Source organism: Nonomuraea sp. NPDC049655 (genome assembly GCF_044465465.1).
Taxonomy (GTDB): Bacteria; Actinomycetota; Actinomycetes; order Streptosporangiales; family Streptosporangiaceae; genus Nonomuraea.
The window spans coordinates 334588-358819 of the sequence record NZ_JBITLS010000007.1 but is presented as its reverse complement, the minus strand read 5'-3'; the positions used below and the strand labels follow the sequence as shown (position 1 = coordinate 358819).

General features: G+C 68.9%; 20 protein-coding genes and 2 pseudogenes. 8 read left to right on the top strand and 14 right to left on the bottom strand.

Annotated elements, in window-relative coordinates:
- Positions 1 to 75 precede the first annotated feature (75 nt).
- The 3 genes and pseudogenes from ACIBQ6_RS24445 to ACIBQ6_RS24435 form a co-directional block, all read right to left on the bottom strand.
- Complete coding sequence (locus tag ACIBQ6_RS24445; protein WP_397214648.1) at positions 76 to 852, bottom strand: ABC transporter permease subunit; 777 nt, start codon at positions 850 to 852, stop codon at positions 76 to 78.
- Positions 849 to 1601, bottom strand: coding sequence for an ABC transporter permease (locus ACIBQ6_RS24440; protein WP_397214646.1), 753 nt, complete (start codon positions 1599 to 1601; stop codon positions 849 to 851). Before ACIBQ6_RS24440 ends, ACIBQ6_RS24445 begins: the two co-directional genes overlap by 4 nt.
- A 77-nt stretch (positions 1602 to 1678) precedes the next feature.
- Positions 1679 to 2329, bottom strand: a pseudogene (locus ACIBQ6_RS24435) (ABC transporter ATP-binding protein); the annotation flags it as partial.
- 112 nt (positions 2330 to 2441) lie between these two features.
- Here ACIBQ6_RS24435 and ACIBQ6_RS24430 point away from each other — a divergent pair.
- The gene (locus ACIBQ6_RS24430; RefSeq protein WP_397214644.1) at positions 2442 to 3821 is read left to right on the top strand and encodes a sensor histidine kinase; all 1380 of its coding nucleotides are present in this window, start codon (positions 2442 to 2444) and stop codon (positions 3819 to 3821) included.
- Complete coding sequence (locus ACIBQ6_RS24425; RefSeq protein WP_397214642.1) at positions 3818 to 4459, top strand: response regulator; 642 nt, start codon at positions 3818 to 3820, stop codon at positions 4457 to 4459. The genes ACIBQ6_RS24430 and ACIBQ6_RS24425 overlap by 4 nt, the downstream gene beginning before the upstream one ends.
- Positions 4460 to 4782: 323 nt before the next feature.
- On the opposite strand, the gene ACIBQ6_RS24420 is transcribed toward ACIBQ6_RS24425, so the two are convergent.
- Both ACIBQ6_RS24420 and ACIBQ6_RS24415 read right to left on the bottom strand, forming a co-directional pair.
- Entirely contained in the window at positions 4783 to 4998 is a 216-nt protein-coding gene (locus tag ACIBQ6_RS24420; RefSeq protein WP_397214640.1) for a hypothetical protein, read from the bottom strand.
- A 1205-nt stretch (positions 4999 to 6203) separates the two neighbouring features.
- Positions 6204 to 6350, bottom strand: a pseudogene (locus tag ACIBQ6_RS24415) (transposase); the annotation flags it as partial.
- 234 nt (positions 6351 to 6584) lie between these two features.
- Here ACIBQ6_RS24415 and ACIBQ6_RS24410 point away from each other — a divergent pair.
- Positions 6585 to 7082: a DUF402 domain-containing protein gene (locus ACIBQ6_RS24410; protein WP_358291838.1), complete on the top strand. Its 498-nt coding sequence runs from the start codon at positions 6585 to 6587 to the stop codon at positions 7080 to 7082.
- Between the two features lie 406 nt (positions 7083 to 7488).
- Here ACIBQ6_RS24410 and ACIBQ6_RS24405 read toward each other — a convergent pair whose 3' ends face one another.
- Both ACIBQ6_RS24405 and ACIBQ6_RS24400 read right to left on the bottom strand, forming a co-directional pair.
- Complete coding sequence (locus tag ACIBQ6_RS24405; protein ID WP_397214638.1) at positions 7489 to 8721, bottom strand: IS256 family transposase; 1233 nt, start codon at positions 8719 to 8721, stop codon at positions 7489 to 7491.
- Between the two features lie 597 nt (positions 8722 to 9318).
- Positions 9319 to 9774: a hypothetical protein gene (locus tag ACIBQ6_RS24400; protein ID WP_397214636.1), complete on the bottom strand. Its 456-nt coding sequence runs from the start codon at positions 9772 to 9774 to the stop codon at positions 9319 to 9321.
- A 433-nt stretch (positions 9775 to 10207) separates the two neighbouring features.
- Here ACIBQ6_RS24400 and ACIBQ6_RS24395 point away from each other — a divergent pair, with 433 nt between their 5' ends.
- On the top strand, positions 10208 to 10510 hold the full coding sequence (locus tag ACIBQ6_RS24395) for a hypothetical protein (protein ID WP_397214634.1): 303 nt from the start codon (positions 10208 to 10210) through the stop codon (positions 10508 to 10510).
- 592 nt (positions 10511 to 11102) lie between these two features.
- Here ACIBQ6_RS24395 and ACIBQ6_RS24390 read toward each other — a convergent pair.
- Positions 11103 to 12359, bottom strand: coding sequence for a glucarate dehydratase family protein (locus ACIBQ6_RS24390; RefSeq protein WP_397214632.1), 1257 nt, complete (start codon positions 12357 to 12359; stop codon positions 11103 to 11105).
- A gap of 107 nt (positions 12360 to 12466) precedes the next feature.
- Here ACIBQ6_RS24390 and ACIBQ6_RS24385 point away from each other — a divergent pair, with 107 nt between their 5' ends.
- Positions 12467 to 13939 carry an aldehyde dehydrogenase (NADP(+)) gene (locus tag ACIBQ6_RS24385; RefSeq protein ID WP_397214630.1) on the top strand — a complete coding sequence of 491 codons (1473 nt, stop codon included), beginning with the start codon at positions 12467 to 12469 and terminating at the stop codon, positions 13937 to 13939.
- An 83-nt stretch (positions 13940 to 14022) separates the two neighbouring features.
- Here the strand turns inward: ACIBQ6_RS24385 and ACIBQ6_RS24380 are convergent, their stop codons facing one another.
- The 5 genes from ACIBQ6_RS24380 to ACIBQ6_RS24360 form a co-directional block, all read right to left on the bottom strand.
- Entirely contained in the window at positions 14023 to 14931 is a 909-nt protein-coding gene (locus ACIBQ6_RS24380; protein ID WP_397214628.1) for a 5-dehydro-4-deoxyglucarate dehydratase, read from the bottom strand.
- A 24-nt stretch (positions 14932 to 14955) separates the two neighbouring features.
- Positions 14956 to 15717: an IclR family transcriptional regulator gene (locus tag ACIBQ6_RS24375; protein ID WP_358291848.1), complete on the bottom strand. Its 762-nt coding sequence runs from the start codon at positions 15715 to 15717 to the stop codon at positions 14956 to 14958.
- A gap of 66 nt (positions 15718 to 15783) precedes the next feature.
- Positions 15784 to 16644, bottom strand: coding sequence for a carbohydrate ABC transporter permease (locus tag ACIBQ6_RS24370; RefSeq protein ID WP_397214626.1), 861 nt, complete (start codon positions 16642 to 16644; stop codon positions 15784 to 15786).
- A complete protein-coding gene (locus ACIBQ6_RS24365) occupies positions 16641 to 17567 on the bottom strand; it encodes a carbohydrate ABC transporter permease (RefSeq protein WP_397214624.1) in 927 nt (308 codons plus the stop codon). Before ACIBQ6_RS24365 ends, ACIBQ6_RS24370 begins: the two co-directional genes overlap by 4 nt.
- Positions 17564 to 18871 carry an extracellular solute-binding protein gene (locus ACIBQ6_RS24360; protein WP_397214622.1) on the bottom strand — a complete coding sequence of 436 codons (1308 nt, stop codon included), beginning with the start codon at positions 18869 to 18871 and terminating at the stop codon, positions 17564 to 17566. The genes ACIBQ6_RS24365 and ACIBQ6_RS24360 overlap by 4 nt, the downstream gene beginning before the upstream one ends.
- Positions 18872 to 19006: 135 nt before the next feature.
- Here ACIBQ6_RS24360 and ACIBQ6_RS24355 point away from each other — a divergent pair, with 135 nt between their 5' ends.
- The 3 genes from ACIBQ6_RS24355 to ACIBQ6_RS24345 all read left to right on the top strand — a co-directional run bounded on the left by ACIBQ6_RS24355 (position 19007) and on the right by ACIBQ6_RS24345 (position 21778).
- The gene (locus ACIBQ6_RS24355; protein WP_397214620.1) at positions 19007 to 19801 is read left to right on the top strand and encodes an NAD-dependent epimerase/dehydratase family protein; all 795 of its coding nucleotides are present in this window, start codon (positions 19007 to 19009) and stop codon (positions 19799 to 19801) included.
- An 82-nt stretch (positions 19802 to 19883) separates the two neighbouring features.
- Entirely contained in the window at positions 19884 to 20846 is a 963-nt protein-coding gene (locus tag ACIBQ6_RS24350) for a LacI family DNA-binding transcriptional regulator (RefSeq protein WP_364342723.1), read from the top strand.
- Complete coding sequence (locus ACIBQ6_RS24345; protein WP_397214618.1) at positions 20843 to 21778, top strand: aldose epimerase family protein; 936 nt, start codon at positions 20843 to 20845, stop codon at positions 21776 to 21778. The genes ACIBQ6_RS24350 and ACIBQ6_RS24345 overlap by 4 nt, the downstream gene beginning before the upstream one ends.
- Here the strand turns inward: ACIBQ6_RS24345 and ACIBQ6_RS24340 are convergent.
- The gene (locus tag ACIBQ6_RS24340; RefSeq protein WP_358291863.1) at positions 21768 to 24230 is read right to left on the bottom strand and encodes a SpoIIE family protein phosphatase; all 2463 of its coding nucleotides are present in this window, start codon (positions 24228 to 24230) and stop codon (positions 21768 to 21770) included. The two genes, ACIBQ6_RS24345 and ACIBQ6_RS24340, sit on opposite strands and share 11 nt — an antisense overlap.
- Between the last annotated feature and the right edge of the window lie 2 nt (positions 24231 to 24232).

Genomic DNA, 24232 nt, shown 5'->3' with positions numbered 1-24232 from the left:
TGTGCCTGCCGTACCGGCAGTTGTGGAACGAGACGGCAGATGGTGCATCGCAACAAGGTCCATGGGGTGGGCATTTCAAGCGTCCCTCCTGCGTATGAGCCAGATGGCGGCCAGCAGGGGAAGAACCGCGTACAACACCAGCACGGTGGCGGCCGCAGGCGGAGACAGAAGTGCCCCGTACACCGACGTGGTGATGATGTCGCCGGTGATCTCGCGGGGAAGTGCGCCGATCATGATCGAGCCCAGCCGTTCACTCCAAGGCTCTGGGATGTTGCCCACGATCATCGGAATGACGTAGACCAGACCCACCAACAAGGCGATCGCACCGGTGGCGGAACGCAGAAGCGCGCCCAATCCCAAGCCGAGCAGCGCGAATACGACCACCGTGGAACTGGTGACGAGCAGGAACGGAAGCTTGTCCGCGAACGAGGTCAGATATGCGCCCGAGAATCGGCCGCCAAGCACCCAACGTGAGACGAAATACGTCCCGAACACCGCCATCGGGCCAATGAGCAGGCTCAAGACGCCGACCACGGCGGCCTTCGCAGCGAGAAGCGGCCATCTACGGGGGACGACCGTCAGACTCGTCCTGATCAAGCCGGTGGCGTATTCAGATGTGACGGCCAATGTGCCGAGGATGCCCATGCAAAGCTGCGGGACGATCACCAGAACCTCCTCCAGATCCGCTATCCGAGCAGTCGGACGCTGCTCCACGGGGGCGTCGTCGTACATGCCGGCTGCCATGGAGGCCAAGGCAAGGCCCAGAAGGATCGTGCCGAGACTGACGCCGACGATGAGATAGGAAGAGCGGACCGAACGGACCTTCAGCCACTCCGAGGCCAGAACACTCATACGTCCCTCCGCTTGAGCGAGATGAAACCGGCAACGAGCGTGATTACCGGGTAAGCCAGGAGGACCAGCAGCGCGGCCCAAGGCGGAAGAAGGCCGTCTCCAAGTCGGGACGACAGGCGATCGCCGACCAGTTGGGGAACCAGGTTCGGCAGCAGCAGTGATGCGGCACGCGTGTTCCACGGCGCAGGTAGGTAAACGACGACACCGGGCAGGACGAACAGCAAGGCCACGACCGAGATGAGCGCGCCAGCCGTCGACCGCGTGGCCATGCCCAGGCCGAGCCCCACCAGAGCCAGCGCGGTCACCGAGATTCCCGCGGCCAACAGCATCGGCACGTCGTCGGCCAGCGAAGTCTCGTTGAAGCCCAGCCGGTGGTCGTGGGCGATCAGACGGCTCGCCGAATAGGTGACCAGAAGGATGACGTGAGCCGCTGTCAACGTGGCCAGGCCGACGACGACGGCCTTGGCCAGAAATAAGGTGCTGCGCCGCGGAACGACGGTAAGACTGGCGCGAATCATCCCTGTCGCATATTCGGACGTGACCGCCAGCACGCCGAGCACGGTGAGGCTCATCTGAAGGAGGGGCAGGAATCCTTGTTCCGGCGCGGCTGCCTGCATCGTCCCTCGATCTTCGGCGAGGTCGCTGACGTAGAGCGTCCAGACCACGCCGAGCATCGCCATGAGAGCCGCCGCGCTCATCGCGTGCCAGGTGGACGTCACTGACCGGAGCTTCAGCCATTCGGCCAGCATGGCCGCCCTCATCTCGCTGCTCCGAACTGGACGCTGCTCGCCGTCAGAGCCATGTAGGCGTCCTCCAGCGAGGGATGGCGTGCGGTCAGTTCGTTGACCGTGGAGTGCGCGACCAACCGCCCCCGGCCCAGGATCACGATGCGTTCAGCGGTCAACGCCATCTCGCTCATCAGGTGACTGGAGAGCAGAACGGTCCTGCCCTCGGCAGCCAGTGACCGCATCAGGTCGCGGATCCAGCGCACCCCGTCGGGATCGAGGCCGTTGACGGGCTCGTCGAACAGCAGCACACCAGGATCGCCGAGCAGCGCAGCGGCAATGCCGAGTCGCTGCTTCATGCCGAGGGAGAAGCCGGCCACGCGCTTTCGTGCCACACTCGCCAACCCGACCAGCTCAAGCACCTCAGCCACGCGTGTGGCGCCGATGCCGTTGGTGGCGGCCAGGCAGAGCAGATGGTTGAAGGCGTTGCGCCCGCCATGGACCGCACTCGCGTCGAGCAGCGCCCCCACCTCGAACATGGGCTTGCGCAAGGAGGCGTATCGTCGGCCCCCGATCAGAGCCTGGCCGGAGGTCGGCGCGTCCAGGCCGAGAATCAGGCGCAGCGTGGTGGACTTGCCGGCGCCGTTGGGGCCGAGGAAACCCGTCACATGGCCCGGCTCGACCTTGAAAGACAGATCATCCACGGCGACCGTGTCGTCGTAGCGCTTGGTGAGGTGCTGAAGTTCGATCACGCTGAAGAAGATGCGGCATGCCGGGCCGGCGGCGCATCAGACCACGGTTCGAACTTGAAGGTCAGACCCTGGGCTGACGTGCTCAGCTCGGCGAGAGGCTACCGTTCAACGCGTGAACGAGAACCATCCCTTCTTCGCCAGGCGTTGGAGCCGCGGTCAGCTGATCGTGCTCGATCTGGCAGCGGGGCTGGGGTTTGCGTTCGTGTTCGTCACAGCAGCGGTCACCGCGCCTGGGATGCCGCCGTGGTTGAAGATAGCCCTCCCGTGCGGGCTGGGCCTGCCTTTGGCGGTGCGAAGGCTGTGGCCTGTGCCCGTCTTCTGTTTCACCCTGACGCTCGCCGTCTTCGCACTTGCAGTTGACGTGGTGGGGTACGCCTGCATCGCACCGGCTTATGCGATCTATATCGTGGCGATGTCCGACAGGTTCGGGGCCGTGCTGCCGTCCTCGGCCATCGGTGTGGTCAGCATGATCAGTGTCTTCGGGCTGGTGGTCGCAGGCGGCGCGCCGCGCGGGGGCTCGCCAGCTTGGCTGGTGCACATCGATCAACCGCTGGTCGGCATCGCGGCGCTCGGCGGAGCCTGGACCATCGGTCGGGCCGTCCGGGAGCGCAGGTTGTACGCCGCTCGTGAGGCCGAGCGAATGGCTGAGCATGCAGTGACGCAGGAACGGTTACGCATCGCGCGGGAACTGCACGACGTCGTGACTCACAGCGTGGGATTGATCGCGGTCAAGGCAGGCGTGGCCAATCATGTGCTGGCGAACAGGCCTGAAGAAGCACACGACGCCTTGCGTGTGATCGAGACCGCCAGCCGGAGTGCTCTGGTGGAGATGCGCCATCTTCTAGGCATGCTCCGTTCGACCCAACTGCCAGATCTTGTTCCCGTTCCGGGTATCGCGGGCCTGGAGGGTTTGGTGGAGCAGGCCAGGCAAGCTGGGGTCGAGATCGACCTTGATCTCCGGATCGGTGGAGATGAGGCCGGCCAGGCAAGTCCAGGTCTGCGGGGTCAGGCTGAAAGCAAGCCACGGGGACGGCCAAGAACGGGGCCCGGCGAAGTAGGTGGGCCTCTTGATGGGGAACAGGCCATGCCGTGGACCGGTGACCGTGTGCCGGATGAAGGCTTGTTCGGAGGAGCCGTCGCCGCGAATGAAGTGGGGGGACGACGAGGAGGGGTGCCGGCGCAGGCAAGACGGTTGCCCGATGGCGTCGAGCTGTCCGTGTATCGCATCGTGCAGGAGGCGCTCACGAACGTGGTCAAGCATGCCTCACCGACTCGCTGTCAGGTCTCTGTCGTGACGGACGGAGGCGAGGTGCGGATCGAGGTGGTTGACGAGGGCCCAGGAAGGCGGGTGTCGCCCGGGGACGGCTCCGGCCACGGGCTGATCGGGATGCGGGAGCGGGTCATGATGTACGGCGGAGTTTTTGAGGCGGCGAGTCTGCCTCGACGAGGATTTCGTGTCTTCGCGCGTCTGCCGTATCAGGAGGTGTCATGATCAAGGTGGTCGTTGCTGACGATCAAGCTCTGCTCAGGGGGAGCTTCACGATGCTGGTCGACTCCGAGCCTGACATGACAGTGGTGGGCGAGGCGTCAACCGGTGCTGAAGCAGTGGCGGTCGTCCTGGAGCATCGACCCGATGTGGTGTTGATGGATGTTCGCATGCCGCACATGGATGGCATCGAGGCGACTCGGCGTATCGGGGATGTCTCTCGGGTTCTTGTGGTGACGATGTTCGACCTGGATGCGTATGTCTACGACGCGCTTCGGGCCGGTGCGAGTGGATTTCTCCTTAAGGACACGCCGCCTGCTGACCTGCTCGCTGCTGTTCGTGTGGTTGCCAGCGGTGAGGCTTTGCTGGCGCCAACGGTGACGCGACGCTTGATCGAGGAGTTCACGAAGACCCCTGTGGCGCAGCGGCCACAGGGGTTGGACAGGGTGACGGAGCGCGAGAGGGAAGTGCTGCTGTTGATCGCTCGTGGGCTGTCCAACGGGGAGATCGCTGATCACTTGCAGTTGAGCTTGGCCACCGTCAAGACACATATCGGCCGCTTGCTCACGAAGTTGGATGCTCGTGACAGAGCGCAGTTGGTCATCGCGGCGTACGAGAGCGGGTTGGTCTCTGCAAGGCGGTGATTCAAGCGGGCCTGGTTCGCCCAGTGCTCAATGCTTCTCTGGGCGTAAGGGATCTTCACAAGAGGCGGATTTCGTAAGGCCGGGTCGAGACTTGGGGAAGCCGATCCGTGCGTATTGGGCGATCGTGCGTCGCCGGTCGTATGGAGGAGGACCTGAGGTATCAGCTGACGTCTTTGCGAAGGCGAAGAACGCACTCAACTGGCTCATCGGACACCTCACCGATGCGCAGACCGGAACGCTGCCCCATGACCGGCTGGAGGAGACCATCACCGAGCAGGGGCTTGATCGCTTCAGTCGTTGAAACGAGCTACATCTTGTCCGGTTCAGACATGGGAATTGCGGCGCCGTACGATCGCGTCGCTGATCTGTCGTGCCGCTTCCGGTTCGGGCGCCACCCAGCGCAGGCCGGTGTCTTCCGCCTCCGCCGGCTCGAGGATGACTTGCGGCAGCGGTTCCTCGTCTACGCCGGACCGCCACGTGGCCGGGTCGGGTCGCTCCGGCAGATGCCGGAACCGATCGTTCTGCACTTCATCGCTCACATAAGAGATCCGGTCCAAACATCCCCGAAGTTCCTCGCTGGCGCATGAACTTCGGCACACCCACGAGGCCCACGCTCGTGGAACCGCTCACTTCAGCAGAGCCGCATCGTTCGTGATTTGGGCTTCTGGGTTCTGGGCAGTCGGCCGAGTTTCGGCCGGCTGCGGGTCCAGGGTGCCATGGGAACCTCGTCTGCCAGATGCGCGGCAATCGTCCTTGATCGATTCTCGGCTGGTTCGGGCCTTATGCGAGGCGTAGGTACTGATCAGGCTCGATCATGGCTACGCCGCGAAGACGCGGGCGACGTCGCCGCCGCTGAGGGGGCTTTTGGTTCTCGGCTTCAGGGTGCGGTACTGGGGCGATTCGCGTCAACCGAGTCGGGGGCAGTGGGTTCGACCAGGAGGTGTGTTCGTCGACTGTGTCGGCATCGACGTGGGCCGAAGGGAGAGTATTCCGGCGTAGGGGAGCCGGGGCAGCGGGAGGGTTTCCGCTGGAGCCGCGTGATGTCGGTGCTGAGGCGTGCAAATGCATGTCTAGTTTCGGGGAGGTGCGGCTGAAGTCGTTGGCCGATGGCTAGATGGGGGCAGTAGGCAGGGGGCGGCGCTAGCGGCATGGGGGCGTACTGAGGATGGACATGCTGGGGTGGGTTACAGGGTCTGTTTGGTCGCGATGGAGGCGGTTGTCCCTTCGGGGGCTTACGCGCTCGTGGGGCTTGGGTGTGGACATCGATGGTGGGTTTGTGCGGCATTGCACGACCCCAAAGGAGCGGCCCGCGCGGGCACAGGTGTAGGGGTTGGTGCTCGCGCGGGCCGGAATGGGGGAACTGGTAGGTGCCCGCGCGGGCAAAATGGAGGGGGATTCTAAGTGCCCGCGCGGGTGTCTATGGGATCCGGTATCGGATCGATCTGTCCTACTTGAACAGGTGGGTGTGGAGCTGTTCGCTGTTTCGGCTTGCTCAGGGTGAAGATTACTAGCCGGTGGCCTAGTTGTGGTAGCGAATTCTTATCTTGATACTGGTGGAATGGCGAAGGTGGACGATTCGGGGCGAGTAGGGCCAGGTGTTTTTTGCGTCTTAGGTGCAATTGTCGCGGATTTCAGGGGTTGTCTGGTGGGATTTGAGTCTTTTGAGTGTTTCGGGGTGTGCGGGTTGATGGGTGGGTGGGTGGGTGATGTTCTGGGGGGAGGGGCTTCTTCGGTTTGTGATTCGCTAGGACCCGTGCCCATGTTCCGCCTTCGGTCCAGCCTTTGTAGCGTTCGTAGCAGGTTTGCCAGGGCCGTAGCATTTTGGGATTTCTCGCCAGGTCGATCCGGTCTCAAGGCGCCAAAGGATTCCGTTCACTACTTGCCGGTATCCACGCCAGGGCGGCCAGGGCGGCCGCTGATTGGTGGCTCGTCTTCTAGGAGTTGGTTAAGGGGAAGGGCCATCGGCTCTGGGGAGTGTTGCGTGGCTTGAGGCATGTGCTGTGCGGGGCTGAGTCTGTGGCGAGGGCAGGGCCTACGGGGCTGGGAGAGGGCGGGCTGAGGAGGGGAGGAGAGAGGTGACCTCTCGGTTCTCGTGGTGGGGGGCGACGAAAAGTAGATTTGTTCTATGAGTGATGTACGGGTGGTGTTTCGGAAGTACGGCGGGGCGTTGCACTGGAACCATCCGGGCACGGTGCTCGGAGACGATCAATACGGGGTTTGGGTGGCCGTGCCCGGCGGGACGGTAGCCCGCAAGGGGGATGGGCCGGCGATCACCTGGGACAACCACGCGATCATGCTGTTCCCGCGGGATGCCTGGTGGACGGCATCGTTCAATGCGGCACCGCATCGCACTGAGGTCTATGTGGATGTCACCACGGTTCCCGAGTGGCGGGATGACGAGGTCACCATGCTGGATCTCGATCTCGACGTGATCAGGAAGCGGGATGGGCGGCTCATTCTCGACGATGAGGACGAGTTCGCCGAGCATCAGGTGGTGCTGGGGTATCCGCCGGAGTTGATCGCCGGGGCGGAGGCGAGCGCGCGGTGGCTGATGGACGCGGTCGGGGCTCGTAGAGGACCGTTCGGGGGAGCGCACGTGAAGTGGCTTGCGATGATGGAATGAGTGCCGTCGGTTCGGGTGGTGGGCGAAGTGGGGCGGCGAGTTCGGGCTTGCGCCGGCGGCTGACACGGCGGGGTGTGTCGGGTGGCGGCTGGCGCTGGTCAGGTGAGTGACCTTGGGGTCCCGGACGGTGATGGTGATGGGTGGCGGGGGAGCGCCTGGTCTGTGGTGTGAATCTTGCGCCCGTTGAGGTGCGGTGGGTTGCCTGTGTCATGGTGTGCTCTTGGAAAGCGGCTGGTTGTGGCTTCCTTCGCTCGCGCTGGTAGGTGAGTGTTCGCCCGCCTACTGCTGCGCCAAGGCGGGCAATCGATGATCGTGGCAGGGAGGTCTGTGTGCGACGGTGTTTTGCGACGGTCACGTCCCGCGGAGTGGTGTAGCTCGGTTCTCGCGTGAGGCTCTGCTGGTTCGACTATGCCGTCATGAGTTCGGTGTGCGCCACCTCCTGCTGGTCGGTGCTGGGCGGGGCGAGCAGGGCCATGGAGCTTTCGGACAGGTAGCGACGGTCGGCGACCTGCCACTCGTCGTGGGCTTCGACCAGGACGGCGCCGGCCAGGCGGAGCAGGGCTTCGGGGTTGGGGAAGACACCGACCACGTCGGTGCGGCGTTTGATCTCCTTGTTCAGCCGCTCGAGAGGGTTGGTCGACCAGATCTTCTTCCAGTGCGCGGGCGGGAACGCGGCGAAGGCGAGGATGTCGTCGGCGGCCTCGTGCAGCATCGCCTCGACCTTGGGGAACTGGCGGCCGAGCATGCCGGCGATCACGCCGAGTTGGTCGCGCACCATCTGCGGAGTGGGCTGGGCGAAGATGGTGCGGATGGCCGCAGCGACCATCTCGGCCGAGCCTCTCGGAACGGTCGCCAGGACGTTGCGCAGGAAGTGCACGCGGCATCTCTGCCAGGCCGCACCGAGCAGGACCGCGCCGATGGAGGCGACCAGGCCGGCGTGGGCGTCGCTGATGACCAGCTGCACTCCGGTCAGACCGCGAGCCTTCAGGGAGCGCAGGAACGCGGTCCAGAACGCGCCGTCCTCGCTGTCGCCGACACTGAAGCCGAGCACTTCCCGGCGGCCGTCGGCAGTCACCCCGGTGGCCACGATGACGGCCTGGGAGACCACCCGGCGGTTGACGCGGGCCTTGCAGTAGGTCGCGTCCAGGAACAGGTAGGGAAACTGCTGCCCGGCCAGGGAGCGGTCGCGGAAGGCGGATACTTCCTCGTCCAGGTCGGCGCAGATGCGCGAGACCTCGCTCTTGGAGATGCCGGAGTCGGCACCGAGGGCTTTGACCAGGTCGTCGACCTTGCGGGTGGACACCCCGTGCAGGTAGGCCTCCATCACCACCGCGAACAGCGCCTGATCTACGCGGCGGCGGCGTTCCAGCAGCGAGGGGAAGAACGAGCCGGTGCGCAGCTTGGGGATCTGCAGTTCCAGATCACCGGCGGTGGTGGTCAGCGTGCGTGGGCGGTGCCCGTTCCGCTGCGCCGACCGAGTGGGGGTGCGCTCGTTCGGGGCGGCGCCGATCACCGCGGTCAGCTCGGCCTCGATGAGGGCTTGGTAGATGGTCTCGGCGGCGTGCCGGATGCGCTCGCTCGCCTCGGAGTTCTTCAGTACCGAAAGGACTTCTAACAGGGCAGACTGATCCAGGGCCATCGTGTGCTTCTCCTCTGCGTGTCACTTGGCGGTTTCACACAGAGACTCACGCGATGGCCCCCTGTCGTTGAAGGCGACGCGCCGTACAAGGCCGGATCTACACCACCCGACCGGACGCAACCGTCTGCTGCCGCTGCGCCGACCTTCGCCAGATGGCCGATCACGCTTGCTGGTCGATCGTCGCTTGGGGCTTCGGCTCGCAGGGCGAGCTGTCAGCGACCTCGTGCGGGCTCTCCGGTGTGAATCCGAGGGCTTGGAGATCGACGCGTGCCTGGTGCATCGCTGCTCTCTGCGACGGTGGCTCGTTTCGCGACAGAGGCATCGGCGGGTGAGGAGTGAGGCACCGCTGGGTTGGTGTCTGTCCGTCTGAGGGTGTGAGGTGCCGGGTCACAGAGCGGCGCTACTGATCAGGTGGTTCCGTGTTTCGGTGAGTTGTCGGCGGCTGCCCTGTTGGTGGTGAGGTGTGGGGCTGGGTGTGGGCTGCGCCGTTGGTGGTCTCTTGGAGCTCAGGGCCCGCTGTTGGCTCGGTTCGGATCGGTGATCGGCCAGTGGTTCGTGGTCGGGCTTCGGGGGTTTGTGCAGGCCGTTGGAGTGCGGTTACTCAAAGAGGCGGAGCGCGGTTGCGATGGCGGAGAGGCGATGGGGGGACGCCAGGCCTGCGTGGTAGAGGTGGAATTCTGTGGCGCCGGCATCGGCGTACATCTTCAGTTGTTCGGCCAGGGCGGCTGCGTCGGCGGGGCGGGGTGGGAGGGCCAGGACGTAGGCGCCTACTCGTTGGCCGGGCGTGCAGAGGTTCGCCAGGGCTGTGAGGCGGGCGGCGTCGGTGCGGGTGTCGCCCCAGCAATTGCCCACGAGGACGTTCAGGTTTGGGTCGCCCGAGGGGAGGGCGGCGAAGGCGCCGGTGGCCCATGGGTTCGGGTCGGCGTGCAGCGTGATGGGGATGTTCGGCGCTGTTCGCCGGGCGGCTGAGATGAGGCGGTGGCGGAGGGAGGCCGACAGTCTCACCCGGGTTGCTCTTACCTCGTCGGCGAGGGGGCCGAGGGCGAGGTCCATCGTGTCGATGGGGTGGTGGGGGGTGGGGTGGCCGGTGGTGTTCGAGGCGGTGGGGGTGCGGACTGTGGTGCTCTGAAATGACCGAGCAGCGCTTTCGGCCGCTACGCCCCGGCGGCCTGGCGCTGGATTCCCTGACGCTCGGGGCGCCGAACCTCGAGCTTCTGGGGCTCGGTTCTCTGAGGTGAGGGTCCGTGAGGGTGGGGTCTCTGAGGGTGGGATTTCTGAGGTTGGCCGACCGGAAGCTGGCGTCTTTGAGGCTGACGTCTCCGAGGCTGAGAGCCCTGGAGCTGGGGTCTCCGCGGCCGAGGGCCACGGGGGTGGGGTGTCCAGGAGCGGGGTGCCGGGGCCTGCGGAGGGGGATTTCGGGGGGTGGGGGGCACGGGAGACGGCCTGTGCGCTGCTTGGAGCTGCGGGCGGTACGCCTTTCGCGCGTGTGGCCGCGGTGGTGTCGGTTGGGGACAAAGACGTCGCGGTGGTGTTGGTTGGGGACAAAGACGTCGCGGTGGTGTCGGCTTGGGACAAAGAGGTTGCGGTGGAGGCGGTTGGGGGCGGAGAGGTCGCGGTGGAGCTGGTTGAGATGTCGGCAGCCGAAGGGGCGGTGGTCGGGGTTTCGGAGGCAGCGGCGGGGTTGGTCGAGGCGGGTGGGGGGCTGGTCGGGAGGGGGAGGGTGGTGGAGGGGGGTTTGGCGGTGTCGATGGTGGTGCGGACCTGTGCGGCGGTTTCCGGGGGGTATTGAGGGGCGCAGGCGATGCAGAAGCACAACGAGAGGAGGGCGGCGTCGGTGGGGGTCCAGTCGGCGCCGGACGTCTTCTCGTGCACGCCCTGATGCCCGAACCCCATCGGCCCGCACGCCTCCAGGATCAGGCCGTCCGGTTCGGCGAGGGTGAGGATCTCCGTGACGAGGGTCTCGCAGTACGCCAGGACGTCCTCATGGGCGGGGCAGAGCGCGTACGGGTACGGGTCGCCGAAGGCGTTGCGCACGACCACGTCGGGGAACCGGCTTCCGAGGTAGGAGTTGTGCGTGAGGACGGCCCAGGCATGGACCTTCAGGCCGGCCTGCCGCAGGGCCGTCTGGGCCTGGAGGTAGGCGTCCGGCGGGGTCCAGGTGGGGGCGGCGGGGACCAGGCGGGACCAGGCATGGGGGCGGATCGGCAGGTAGAAGGCGGGATGGGGGACGTCCAGGACGCGGTGTGCCGGGTGGTACGGCGTGGCGGCGCGGGTGGAGTGGTAGCCGGCGGCCAGGGCGATCGTGTCCACGCCCAGCTCGGCCAGGCGGGCGGGGGCGGCCGGGTCGCCGACGACGTCCCAGGGGTAGACGTAGGCGACGTTCACCAGCGGGGGATCTTCGCGGAGAAGGAAGGTTCGATGCGCCGCATGTAGGTCGTGTCGTCGCGGGCGCGGAGGCCGCAGGTCTCGTACTGCTCGTGCATGACCGCCAGCGCGTCGCGGTCCAGTTCGACGCCCAGGCCCGGGCCGGTGGGCACCGGTACGGCGCCGTCGACGAAGCGCAGGCTGCCGGGGAGCACCACGTCCTGGCCGTCCTGCCAGGGGGTGTGGGTGTCGCAGGCGAAGGTCAGGTTCGGGGTGGCGGCGGCCAGGTGGGTCATCGCGGCCAGGCTGATGCCGAGGTGGGAGTTGGAGTGCATCGACAGGTCCAGGCCGAAGGTGCCGCAGAGGGTGGCGATGTGCGCGGATCGTACGAGGCCGCCCCAGTAGTGGTGGTCCAGCAGGAGCACGCCGATCGCGCCGGCGGCGATGGCGGGCGGCAGGTGTTCGGGGGTGACGACGCACATGTTCGTGGCGAGCGGCATCGGGACGGCCCTGGCCACCTCGGCCATGCCCGCGATGCCCGGCGTGGGGTCCTCCAGGTACTGGAGGGCGCCGTCGAGTTCGCGGCCGACGCGGATGGACGTCTCGACGGTCCAGGCGGCGTTGGGGTCCAGGCGGAGGGGGACGCCGGGGAACGCCTCGTGCAGGGCGCGGATGCCGGCGATCTCCTGGTCGGGCGGCAGGACGCCGCCCTTCAGCTTGATCGAGGAGAAGCCGTGCTCCTTGATCAGGAGGGTGGCCTGCGCCACCAGGGCCGCCTCGTCGAGGGCCGGGCCGAAGCGGTCGGGCTCCGCGCCGGGGTGGCCCGCCCACTTGTAGAACAGGTACGCGCTGTAGGGGACGGCGTCGCGGACGCGCCCGCCGAGCAGGTCCACGACGGGCACGCCGGCCGCTTTGCCGCGGACGTCCAGGCAGGCCACCTCGAAGGGGGAGAAGACCCGGTCGACGCTCTTCTCCTTGGTGGCGACGCCGGTCAGTCCGTGCAGGTCGGTGACGACGTCGCCGACGGTGGCCGCGATGCGCGCGTACATCTCGTTGGTCGCGTGGACGTCGAGCCCGAGCAGGACCTGCGCGCACTCGCGGACCTTGGTGAGGTGGCCGAGGTCGCCGTAGGTCTCGCCCAGTCCGGAGATGCCCTCGTCCGTGACGATCTCGACGATGGTCCGCAGGGCCCACGGCTCGTGCACGCCGGCGGCGTTGAGGAGGGGCGGGTCCCGGAAGGCGACGGGGGTGACGTGGATCTGCCGGATAATCATTTCAGAACCGCCGTCCATATATGTGAACAATGGCCAGATTTGTGGACAGGTTGCCGCAACTGTAAGAATCGGGCGGAGAAAGTGTCAAGACTCCGAAGGGCCACTCGATGATCTACGGATACGACCCCAGGACCGGTGAGACCGTGGGCGGCGGCCTGCCCGAGACCGACGGCGCCGGGGTCGACTTGATCGTCTCCGCGGCGACGGCGGCCGGGGCCGCGTGGCGCGCCACCCCGGCGGACGAGCGGGCGGCGGCGCTGGAGGCCGTCGCCGACGCGCTCACCGCGCACGTGGACGAACTGTGGCAACTCGCCGACCGGGAGACCGCGCTCGGAGAGGCGCGGCTGCGGGGCGAGGTGGCGCGTACGGCCGGCCAGTTCCGGCTTTTCGCCCAGGTCGTCAGGGACGGCGGCTACCTGGAGGCCGTCATCGACCACGCGGACCCGGCGCTCACGCCGCCGCGGCCGGACGTGCGGCGGATGAACCATCCGCTGCCCGGGGTCGTCGCGGTGTTCGCGGCGAGCAACTTCCCGTTCGCGTTCTCGGTGGCCGGCGGGGACACCGCCTCGGCACTGGCCGCGGGGTGTGCCGTGGTGGTCAAGGCGCATCCGGGGCATCCGCACACGTCCGAGCGGGTGGCGAAGATCGTACGGAACGCCCTGCCCTATCCGGACCTGCTCGGGCTGGTGCAGGGGATGCAGGCGGGCGCCGACCTGGTACGCCACCCGCGGGTGGTCGCGGCCGGGTTCACCGGGTCGGTGGCGGGCGGCAAGGCGATCCAGAAGCTGATCGACGAGCGGGAGACGCCCATCCCCTTCTACGGCGAGCTGGGCAGCGTCAACCCCGTCGTGGTGCTGCCGTCGGCGCCGGCGCAGGAGGTGGCGAGCGGGTTCGCGGCGTCGCTGACGCTGGGGGTCGGGCAGTTCTGCACGAACCCGGGGCTCGTGTTCGTGCCCGAGGACGACGAGTTGCGCAAGGCGCTGGTCGCGGCGGTGGAGGGCACGAGCGGCGGCCCCATGCTGGCCGAGCGGATCAGGGACGGGTATCTGGGCGGGCTCGGCCGGCTCGGCGAGCTGACCCTGCTGGCGGAGGGGAAGCCGGGGGAGGGGGCCTGGGCGGTGGCGCCCAAGGTGTTCACGACCGATCTGGAGTCGTTCGGCGAGCGGCTGCCGGGGATCGCGGAGGAGTGCTTCGGACCGGCGGCTGTTGTGGTGACCTATCGGGAAGTTTCCGAGCTGAGGAGGGTGCTGGAGCGGCTGGAGGGGTCGCTCACGGCGACCGTTCACGGCGGTGATCCGGACGAGGCCGAGGCGATCGTCGAGGTGCTCGGCCGGAAGGCGGGGCGGCTGATCTGGAACGGATGGCCGACCGGGGTGGCGGTCTGCTGGGCGATGCACCACGGTGGGCCGTGGCCCGCGTCGACGTCGGCGTACACGTCGGTGGGGGCGACGGCGATCGGGCGGTGGGTGGCGCCGGTCGCGTACCAGGACTGGCCGGAGGCGCTGCTCCCGGACGAGCTCAAGGACGCCAACCCCCTCGGGATCCCGCGCCGGGTGGACGGCCGCCCACGGACGGCGTGACAGGCCGCCAGCGGACGGCGTGACAGGCCGCCCACGGCCCTGGAAAGCGGGCCCACCAGGCGCTTCTCGAAGCCAGGAGCGGGTCAGGGCGTGGCCAGTTCGAGGCCCCTCGCGATGAGGTGGCGCAGGATGGCCAGATGGTCGGGGGCCGGGTCCGTCAGGGGGGCGCGGACGCCGCCGACGTCCAGCCCCCGCATCCGTACGCCTGCCTTGACCAGCGAAACCGCGTACCCCGGCACCAGGTCCCGCAGCTCCACCAGCGGCAGGTAGAACCCGGTGAGCAGCCGCCGCACGAGCAGGTCGTCCCCGCGGGTCACCGCCTGGTGGAAGGCCAGCGCGATCTCGGGCGCGAAGGCGAACACGGCGCTGGAGTACAGGTTCACCCCGAGCCCCCGGTAGGCGGGCACGGTCAGCTCGGCGGTGGGCAGTCCGTTGAAGAACGTGAACTCCCCGGCGGGCGCGGCCGCCCGGACGGTCAGGATGATGCGCTGGAGCAGGTCGAGGTCGCCCAGCCCGTCCTTGAAGCCGATCACGTTCGGCAGGGCGGCGAGCTCGGCCACGGCGGCGGGGGAGAAGCGCGCGTTCCCCCGCTGGTAGATGACGACCGGCAGGTCGGTGGCCGCCGCGACCTCCCGCACGTACCGCACCAGCCCCGCGGGCGGGGCGCTGACCAGGTACGGCGGCAGCAGCAGCAACCCGTCGGCCCCGCTGTCGGCGGCGGCCCGCGCGGTGGCCCTGGCGGTGGGCAGCGGCCCGCCCGCCCCGCCGAACACCGGCACGCGCCCGCCCGCCGCCGCCACCGACGTGGCCATGACCTTGGCGTGGTCGGCGAGGTCGAGGGCGTTGTACTCACCGGTGCCGCAGGCGGCGAACACTGCTCCCGCCCCGGCCGCGACCCCGGCGGAGACGTGCTCGGCCAGCACCGGCTCCGAGACGGCGCCGTCGCCGTCGAAGGGGGTCACGGGAAAGAAGAGAACACCATCCAGCCGCATCGGCAGTCCTTCCAACGAGGGGGTCTAGCGGATGCCCTCCCTGCGCAGAGTGGCAGCCAGCTTGCGGGTGTGCTTGATCACCGCTTCGGTGACGCGCTCGATCTCGGCGGGTGGCGACGCGGCCGGCATCGAGCAGCTGATCGCGTCGGTGGCCGGGATGCGGTAGTCGACCGCCACGGCCACGCAGGCCACGCCGGGGGTGCCCTGCTCGCGTTCGAGGGCCCAGCCGCGGGTGCGGACCTGGTCGAGCTCGTCGGTCAGTTTGGTCAGGTCGGTGATGGTGTGCTCGGTCAGCGCCCGCAGCGGGTCGGGCAGCAGGGCCACGACCTCGTCGTCGGTGAGCTGGGCGAGCAGCACCTGGCCGAGCGCGGTGACGTGGGCGGGCAGCCGCCGGCCCACCCTGGGGATCACGTGACCGGCCTCGCGCGACTCGCGGGTGGCCAGGTAGAGGACGTGGGCCTCGTCCCTGCGGGCGAAGTGCACGGTCTGGCCGATCTCGTCCCGCAGGTCCTCCAGGGTCTCCTGGGCGAAGCGCAGGGCCGGGTCCTTGTCGAGGTAGGCGGTGCCGGTCAGCAGGGCGTGCGGCCCGATCCCGAACGCCGACCTGGTCGTGTCGGTCTCGACCCAGTTGAGCTCGACGAGGGTGCGCATGAGGGCATGGAGGCTGCTGCGCGGGAAGCCGGTGCGCCGCTGGAGCTCCGACAGCGTCATGGGGGCGGCGGACTCCGCCAGGGTCTCCAGGATGCGTACGGTCCGCTCGGCGGACTTGACCAGCTGTGGCTCCATACTCGTCCCATCTCGGCGGCGGCTTCAGGGTGTCAGGATATGGGATCCCGTCCAGATACATGGACATCAACCCTTGATCGCGCCACTTGTCAGACCCCGCATGAACTGCCGCTGGAACCCCAGGAACACGATGATCGACGGCAGCAGCGCCAGCAGCGAGGCCGCGAGCAGCACGCCGATGCCGACCTCCTCGTCGGAGCGGAGCGAGCGCAGGGCGATGGGCAGGGTCCAGGTGCTGGAGTCCGTCGAGACGATCAGCGGCAGCAGGTACTGGTCCCAGATCATGGTGAAGCCGAAGACGCCGATCACGCCGAGCGCCGGCCGGCACAGCGGCACGATGATCGTCGCGAAGACGCGCAGCTCGCCCGCGCCGTCGATGCGGGCCGCCTCCTCCAGTTCGACCGGCACCTCCTTCATGAACTCCGTCATGACCAGGATCGAGAAGCCCCAGGCGCCGACGGGCAGGATCATCCCGGCGTACGTGCCGATCAGGTTGAGGTGCAGGACGGGCAGGTCGGCGAGGACGAGCGACAGCGGGATCGCGATGATCTCCTCGGGCAGCATCATCGTGGCCAGCATGAGCAGCATCACGACGGTCATGCCGCGGAACCGCTTGCGCGCCAGCGAGTACGCCGCGAACACGCTCACCAGCAGTTGCAGCAGCAGCCCGAACCCCACGACGACGAAGGAGTTCACCAGGTACAGGTAGACGTTCTTCTCCCCGGCCTGGACGAAGTTCTCCAGCGTGAGGTCGTCCGGCCACAACGAGAAGGACGTCGGGTCGAGCGTCCTGCTGAACGCGCTGACCAGCAGCCCCACCAGCGGCCCGGTGAACACCAGGACCATCGCCGAGTAGAGCGCGACCTTCCCGAGGATGGCCGCCGGCCCCTTGCGCGCCTCCAGGCCCAGGGCGCTGTCGAACCTCATGTCGCCTGCCTCCTGCGCAGCGTCTGCACGACCAGGGTGAGCGCCAGCGTGGCCAGGAAGAGCACGATCCCGCCCGCGGCGGCCACCCCCAGCTCGTTCTTCTGGAAGCCGAGCTTGTAGATCAGCGTCATCAGCACCTCCGACGAGCCGTTGGGGCCGCCGTTGGTCAGGACGTAGACCTCGACGAACACCCGCAGCCCGCGGATGGCGGCCAGCGTGAACAGGATCCAGAACACCGGCCGCAACGCCGGCAACGTGATGTGCCGCAGCCGGTGCCGGGTGGCGGCGCCGTCGACGGCGGCGGCCTCGTACAGGCTGCGGTCCACGCCGACCAGACCGGCCAGGAAGATCATCATGTCGTACGGCGTCCCGCGCCAGACGCTCATCATCATGATCGACCAGAGCGAGGAGTCCTCGCTGCCCAGCCACGGCTGCGGATCGACGCCCACCCAGCCGATGACGACGTTGAGCAGGCCGGTGTCGCCCGGATGGAACATGATCCGCCACACCTCGGCCACCGCCGCCATCGTGGTGACGACCGGGAGGAAGGCCGCGGTCCTGACGAACCACAGGTAGCGGGCGGGCCCCTCGATGAGCAGCGCGAGCAGGAGCCCGAGCAGGAGCGAGCCGACCGTGGTGCCGAGCGCCAGCACGAGACTGTGCCAGGCGGCCGAGACGAACGCGTCGTCGGCGATGATCGTGCGGTAGTTACCGAGTCCGACCCATTCGTCGGAGGCGTACTGGACCTTGTTGAAGCTCTTCCACAGGCCGAGGGCCATCGGGATGAACTTGAAGTAGAGGAACAGCAGCAGGGCGGGCGCGAGGAACAGCCAGGCGACCAGCGTTCCGCGCCGCCGCGCCCGCCCGGCGCGGCGGCGCGGGGCGGCCGTTGTGGCGGGCGTCCCCGTGACGGTCGCGGTCATGACGCTTTCTGGCTCTGCAGTTCCTGGTTGAGCCTGGCGGTCAGCTCGGCCATCTTGGCCTTGACGTCGGCGCCGCAGTCGGCCCACACCGTGTTGATGACGTCGGCCGAGTCCTGCCGGATGGGCGCCCAGTTGGGCACCGGCGGCGCGTAGACGGCGTGCTCGTAGGACTCCTGGAACACCTTCCAGCGCGGGTCCTGCCGCTCGGCGGCCAGGTCGACGCCCTTGTTCACGGGCAGACGGACGATGGCGCCGTTGGCGTCCTTGTTCATGCCGATCCGCTGGCCTTCGGGGGAGATCGCGAACTCGGCGAACTTCTTCTGGGCGTCAGCCAGGTCCGAGCCGACCATGAGGTAGACGTTCTCGCCCTCGCCGAGAGTGCCGGGGCCGCCGGACGGGCCCTTGGGCACCGGCAGCACCTCGATCCTGTCGGTCCCGACGCTCTTGACGAACCGGGCCAGCACGTACGGCCCGACCAGGTAGATGCCGCCCTGTCCCTTCTCGAACACCTCGTGCGTGACGGTGGTGTCGTTGCTCACCGCGCCCGGATTGACCGTCTTGCTCTTGCAGAACTGGTCCTGGAGGAACTGGACGGCCTCGACGGTCCTGGGATCGTCCGTCATCGCGGCGAACTTGCCGGGTCCGGTGGGCTTCACGAAGTCGCCGCCGTTGGCGTAGACGAGGGAGGAGGCGTACCAGGAGGCGTAGCCGCGTTTGGTGCCGGCCGGGATCACGAAGCCCGCGGTGTCCTTTTGCCCGTTGCCGTCCGGGTCCTTCTCGGTGAAGGCACGCGCGAGCGCGGCCAGGTCGGCCCAGGTCGCCGGCGGTCGCATGCCGACCTTCTCCCGCCAGTCCTTGCGCACGATCAGGGCGAAGGCCTGCGCGGAGAAGGGGGCGCCGTAGAACTTGCCGTCGGAGCCGGTGGCCGCCTTCCAGGCCAGATCGGAGAGCTGGTCGCCGCCGGCCAGCCGGCCCTTGTCGACCTCCTGCAGCCAGCCCTGCGAATGCATGTTGCCGAGTTGGGCGGTGTCGTTGATGACGATGTCGGGTAGCGCCTTCTGGGCGGCCTGCTGGTTGAGTTTCGTCTCGAAGTCGTCGAAGAGCGCGACGACTTTGGTCCTGACCCCGGCGGCCTTGGTGAAGGCGTCGGCGAGTTTCACCGCCGTCTTCGCGGAATCGGAGTCGGGCGGTTGCCTGATCCAGATCTCCAGCGTGTCGTTCTTGCTCGATCCCCCGGAACCGCAGCCCGTCAGCGTTGCGGCCAGGGCCGCGGCGAGCACGACCCCCAGCAAACGGCGTGACATCAGACCGCCTCCCGTTCACATACGTGGACACGTGTCGTGTGTATGAACTTGTTCCTGTGAAGGTAACTAGCGCGAGACAAGGCGGTCAATATTCAAGTATGTGAATTTGAATCAGAATTGTGTACAACGGTGGGCATGCGCATTCTGATGACCGGCGCCGCGGGAAAAGTCGGCACGCTGCTCCGTCCGCGGCTCGCCCGTCCAGGCCGTACGCTGCGGCTCTCCGACCTCCGGCCGGTCGAGCCGGGCCCGGACGAGGAATGGGCGGGCGCCGACCTGGCCGACCGCGCGGCCGTGGCCGAGGCCATGAAGGGCGTGGACGCCGTCCTCCACCTGGGCGGCCAGAGCCGCGAGCACCCGTGGGAGGACATCGTGCACGCCAACGTCAACGGCACCCAGGTCCTCATGGAGGCCGCCAGGAACGAGGGCGTCCGGCACCTGGTGCTCATGGGCAGCCACCACGCGGCCGGCTTCCACACCAGGCCGCGGGACGGCTCCGACCTGCCCGACTACGCCTTCCCGCGGCCCGACACCTTCTACGGCGTCAGCAAGGTCGTCATGGAGGCCCTGGGCAGCCTGTACCACGACCGGTTCGGCATGAACGTGACCGTGATCAGGCTCGGCACCTGCAACGAGGGCTCGGCCGACACCCGCGGCCTGGCCACCTGGATCTCGCCCGGCGACCTCGCCCGCCTGGTGGAGGCCGCGCTGGTCGCGCCCGGCTACCACGTCGTCTGGGGCGTCTCGGGCAACGCCCGCCGGTGGTGGTCGCTGGAGGAGGCCCGCCGCCTCGGCTACGAGCCCCGCGACGACTCCGAGCCGCAGGCCGCCGCCCTCGTCGCCGAACAGGGCGAGCCCGACCTGTCGGACCCGGTGCACGACCGCGCCGGCGGGATGTTCACGCTCAATGAACTCGGCGGCTCCTGGTAGGCAAACGGTTGCAGAAACCTTGACGCCGGGACCGCCGAAGGTCAAGGCTTGGCTCTGGCAACCGTTTGCAAGGAGGACGGCCATGACGGTGACGATCAAAGACGTCGCCCGCGCCTGCGGCGTGCACGTCTCGACCGTCTCGCGCACGTTCTCGGCGCCGCACCTGGTCAATCCTGCCACGCGGAACCGGGTGCTGGCCGCCGCCGACGACCTCGGCTACCGGCCCAACAGGGCGGCCAGGGCGCTGACGACCGGCCGCACGTTCAACCTCGGCCTCATCGTCGCCGACATCGCCAACCCCTTCTTCCCGCCGCTGATCAAGGCCGCGCAGGCGCAGGCGCGGGGGCGCGACTACCACGTCTTCGTGGCCGACACCGACGAGGATCCGCGGGTCGAGGAGGAGCTGATCCGCACGTTCGCCAAGCAGGTGGACGGCGTGCTGCTGTGCAGCCCCCGGCTGTCCAACCGGATGATCGAACGCCTGGCGGAGGATGTGCCGTTCGTGCTGGTCAACCGGCGGATCAAGGGCATGCCCGCGGTGCTGATGGACGTCGGCAAGGGCGCCAGGCTCGCGCTGGAGCACCTGGCCGGGCTCGGCCACCGCAGGATCGCCCTGCTGTCCGGCCCGCCCGGCTCGTGGACCAGCAACGAGATGCAGGCCGCCGCGGCCGAGATGCCGGGCCTCGACCTGCTCTTCTTCGGCCCCAACCAGCCCACCGAGTCCGGCGGCCTGGCGGTGGCGCCGGAGGTGGCCGCCTGCGGGGCGACCGGCGTGCTGGCCTACAACGACCTCGTCGCGCTGGGCCTCATCGAAGGGCTCACCGCGATGGACGTCGAGGTGCCGGGCCGGATCAGCGTGATCGGGTTCGACGACATCCTGCCGGGGCGGCTCGGCCGGCCCAAGCTCACCACGGTGGCGATGCCCGCCGCGGTGGCCGGTCGGATGGCGGTCGATCTGCTGCTGCAGTCAGAGGGCGAGGGCGCGGTGATCAACCTGGACACCGACCTCATCGTCCGCGAGTCCACGGGAAGGGCCAACTCATGATCTTCGGAACGCTGCCGTCGGGGGAGACCGTCGAGCGCGTGGAGCTGTCGTCCGGACGGCTGCGCGCCGAGGTGCTGACCTACGGCGCCGTCCTGCGCTCGCTGGCGGTCTCCGGCCTCGACGTCGTGCTCGGCCTGGACACGCTGGAGGACTACCGCACCCGCAGCCGCTACTTCGGCGCCGTGGTCGGCCGCTACGGCAACCGCATCGCCGGCGGCCGCTTCACCCTCGACGGCCGCGAGCACCGCCTGCCCGTCAACCACGCCCCCAACAGCCTGCACGGCGGCACCGAGGGCTTCGACGGCAAGGTATGGACGATCACCGCCCGCACCCCCGCCTCCGTCACCCTGGAACTGACCAGCCCCGACGGCGACCAGGGCTACCCCGGCACGCTCACCGCCGCGGTCACCTACACCCTGGAGGACGACGCCCTCCGCCTCGACTACGCCGCCGAGACCGACGCGCCCACCGTGCTCAACCTCACCAACCACTCCTACTTCAACCTGACCGGCGGCGGCGACGTGCTCGGCCACCTGGTCAGGCTGGACGCCGCCCACTACCTCCCGGTGGACGACGGCAAGATCCCCACCGGGGAGCTCGCGCCGGTCAAGGGCACCCCCTTCGACTTCACCGAGCCGCACGCGGTGGGCGAGCGGATGGGCGGCGCCTACGACCACTGCTACGTGCTCGACGGCGACATCGAGGTCAGCGCGGGCGGCCTGACCATGCGGGTGACCACCACCGAGCCGGGCGTGCAGTTCTACACGGGCGGCATGCTCGACGGGGTGGCCACGCCGTACGGGCCCTTCGCCGGGTTGTGCCTGGAGACCCAGCACTTCCCCGACTCGCCGAACCAGCCGCACTTCCCCTCCACCGTGCTGCGGCCCGGCGAGCGCCACACCTCCTCGACCACCTACCGCTTCACGGCCTGACCCCGCGCAGCTCCGTCGCGGCCTTGATGACCAGCAGTGCCACGTCGTCCTGCGACGGCTCCTGGGCGAACGTCTCGACCGCGTGCCGCACGCGTTCGGCCACCGCGTGGGCGCTCAGTCCGCGGCAGGTGGACAGCAGCGCCGACAGGCCGTCGTCGTCGTCGAGCAGCCGGTCGCCGTCGCGCCGCTCGGTCACGCCGTCGGTGACGCACAGCAGCACCTCCTCCGGCGCCAGCTCGAACGTCTCGACGTAGAACCTGGCGCCGGCCTCGACGCCGAGCAGCAGTTGCGGCGCGGCCACCGTGTCGACCGCGCCGTCGGCGCGCAGCAGCAGCGGCGGCGGGTGCCCGGCGGACGCGATCGTGCACAGCGCGCCGCCCTGGGGCAGCGGGATCAGCTCCCCGCACAGCAGGCTCAGGAAACGGCCGTCGTCGCCCTCCTCCAGCAGGGCCTGGTTGAGCCGGTCGAGGATGTCGGCCACCGTGTAGTGCTCCTTGGCCAGCAGCCGGACGGCGTGCCGGGCCAGGCCGGTCACCGCGGCCGCCTCGGGGCCGCTGCCGCACACGTCGCCGAGGGCGAAGCACCAGTGGTCGGAGACGGTGAACAGGTCGTAGAAGTCGCCGCCCACGTCGGCGCCCTCCTCGGCCGGCTCGTAGACGACCGCCGACTCCAGGCCCGGCATGGGGGCCACGCGCATGGGCAGCAGGCTGCGCTGCAACACCCGGGAGGTGGTCGCCTGGCGGGCGTACAGCATGGCGGTGTGCAGGTTGAGCGCGACCAGCCGGCACAGGTCGGCCAGCAGGTCGGCCAGCTCCAGCGGCAGGGTCGGCTCGGCGCGGCCGATCACCAGCGCGCCGTGCGACCTGCCCTGCGTGAGCAGCGGGAACGACAGCACCGTCTCGGGGCCGACCGGCCAGCTCACCTCGTTGAGCGCGGTTCGCGGGATCGCCGGCAGCGACCTGCGCAGGTTGGCGTTGTAGCGCTCCTCGCTGTGCCAGACGTGCGCCAGCCTGGTCATGCCCGCCAGATCGGTCAGGTAGACCGCCGCCCACGTCGCGATCTTGGGCACGACGAGCTGCGCGGTCAGCGCGGCGATCAGCTCCTCGTCGTGCACCCCGGCCAGCAGCTCGCCCGCCTCGGCCAGGAACGACAGGCGGCCCCGGTGGGCGCGTTCGCGCTCGGCCAGCCGCTCGCGCTGCACCGGCACGGCCACCTGGTCGGCGATGTGCTGCAGGCTGACCGTGAGCTCCTGGTCGAAGCGGCCCGGCTGGGCCGCGGTCACCACGATGTAGCCGGTCACCTCGCCGCCCACGCTCATCGGCGCGCACGCCAGCGACCTGGCCCGCAGCTGCTGGGCCAGCTCGACGTCGCCGGCCAGCAGGTCGTCGATCATCGACGGCGTCCTGCCGTCGGGGCCGAACACGCCCGCGGCCAGCACGCCGACCAGCCCCGCCGTCGCGCCCGCGCCCGCCGCCACGCCGAACCGGTCGCCGCCCTCGGCGGCCAGCAGCACGTACGCCGCGTCGCCGCCGCTGCTGGTCTGGACGATCCGCGCGATGGTGTCCAGCAGCTCCGCGAACGGCATGTCCCGGTCGAGCAGGTCCTTGATCCGCCGCCCGGCCTCCCTGCGCAGCGGCGCGGCCGGCGGCGTCAGCACGTAGCGGTGGTCGCCGGCCACCATCATCCAGATCGACCGCCGGTCCTGCGACCCGCCGCGGCTGCGCACGTGGGAGACGTAGACGGGGATCAGCCGGCCGTCGAGGTGGCGCATGCGCGCCTCGCCCCGCCAGCGGCCCAGGGACAGGGTGCCGGCCAGGGACATCGCGTACGGGCCGTGGCCGCGCCAGGCCACCAGGTCGGCCAGCGGCCTGCCGACGGCCTGCTCGGACGTCCAGCCCAGCAGGTGCTCGGCCTCGGAGTTCCACGACTGCACGGTCCCGTCGCCGTCGGCGAGCAGCACCCCGACGTGCAGCCCCTCGATGGGCGCGGCCACGGTGGCGGGCGCCAGGCCCGGCGTGCCGACCATGACCTCCTGGTGGTCGGGCCCGTCGGTCAGCTCCATGCGGACCCACACCCGTTTGGCGGTCCTGGTGTAGGTGACGCCCCAGGCGTCGGCCAGCATGGCGGCCAGCGCCAGCCCGCGCCCGGACGTGCGCGCGGGGTCGGTGGACATGGCCTCGGGGGTCGGGACCGTCCTGCCGGGCCGGTGGTCGTCGACCTCGATCTCCAGCCTGGCCGGGCTCGCCGCGACGTCGAGGCGGCAGGTCAGCTCGATGCCGGTGCCCGCGTGCAGCACGGCGTTGGTGACGAGCTCGCTGGTCAGCAGTACCGCGTCCTCCGTCAGGTGGCCCAGGCGCCACTCGCCGAGCACCTGGCGGATGAAGCGGCGCGCGTGCGCCGGGGCGTGCGGAGTGCCGTCGAAGGCTGTGCTCGACACTCTGGTCGTGTCCACTG

What these genes read in the sequence shown, in the direction of transcription:
- ACIBQ6_RS24445 (WP_397214648.1), bottom strand. Translation starts at nt 852, where the DNA reads ATGAGTGTTCTGGCCTCGGAGTGGCTGAAGGTCCGTTCGGTCCGCTCT.
- ACIBQ6_RS24440 (WP_397214646.1), bottom strand. Translation starts at nt 1,601, where the DNA reads ATGCTGGCCGAATGGCTGAAGCTCCGGTCAGTGACGTCCACCTGGCAC.
- ACIBQ6_RS24425 (WP_397214642.1), top strand. Translation starts at nt 3,818, where the DNA reads ATGATCAAGGTGGTCGTTGCTGACGATCAAGCTCTGCTCAGGGGGAGC.
- ACIBQ6_RS24410 (WP_358291838.1), top strand. Translation starts at nt 6,585, where the DNA reads ATGAGTGATGTACGGGTGGTGTTTCGGAAGTACGGCGGGGCGTTGCAC.
- ACIBQ6_RS24405 (WP_397214638.1), bottom strand. Translation starts at nt 8,721, where the DNA reads ATGGCCCTGGATCAGTCTGCCCTGTTAGAAGTCCTTTCGGTACTGAAG.
- ACIBQ6_RS24400 (WP_397214636.1), bottom strand. Translation starts at nt 9,774, where the DNA reads ATGGACCTCGCCCTCGGCCCCCTCGCCGACGAGGTAAGAGCAACCCGG.
- ACIBQ6_RS24390 (WP_397214632.1), bottom strand. Translation starts at nt 12,359, where the DNA reads ATGATTATCCGGCAGATCCACGTCACCCCCGTCGCCTTCCGGGACCCG.
- ACIBQ6_RS24385 (WP_397214630.1), top strand. Translation starts at nt 12,467, where the DNA reads ATGATCTACGGATACGACCCCAGGACCGGTGAGACCGTGGGCGGCGGC.
- ACIBQ6_RS24380 (WP_397214628.1), bottom strand. Translation starts at nt 14,931, where the DNA reads ATGCGGCTGGATGGTGTTCTCTTCTTTCCCGTGACCCCCTTCGACGGC.
- ACIBQ6_RS24375 (WP_358291848.1), bottom strand. Translation starts at nt 15,717, where the DNA reads ATGGAGCCACAGCTGGTCAAGTCCGCCGAGCGGACCGTACGCATCCTG.
- ACIBQ6_RS24370 (WP_397214626.1), bottom strand. Translation starts at nt 16,644, where the DNA reads ATGAGGTTCGACAGCGCCCTGGGCCTGGAGGCGCGCAAGGGGCCGGCG.
- ACIBQ6_RS24365 (WP_397214624.1), bottom strand. Translation starts at nt 17,567, where the DNA reads ATGACCGCGACCGTCACGGGGACGCCCGCCACAACGGCCGCCCCGCGC.
- ACIBQ6_RS24360 (WP_397214622.1), bottom strand. Translation starts at nt 18,871, where the DNA reads ATGTCACGCCGTTTGCTGGGGGTCGTGCTCGCCGCGGCCCTGGCCGCA.
- ACIBQ6_RS24355 (WP_397214620.1), top strand. Translation starts at nt 19,007, where the DNA reads ATGCGCATTCTGATGACCGGCGCCGCGGGAAAAGTCGGCACGCTGCTC.
- ACIBQ6_RS24350 (WP_364342723.1), top strand. Translation starts at nt 19,884, where the DNA reads ATGACGGTGACGATCAAAGACGTCGCCCGCGCCTGCGGCGTGCACGTC.
- ACIBQ6_RS24345 (WP_397214618.1), top strand. Translation starts at nt 20,843, where the DNA reads ATGATCTTCGGAACGCTGCCGTCGGGGGAGACCGTCGAGCGCGTGGAG.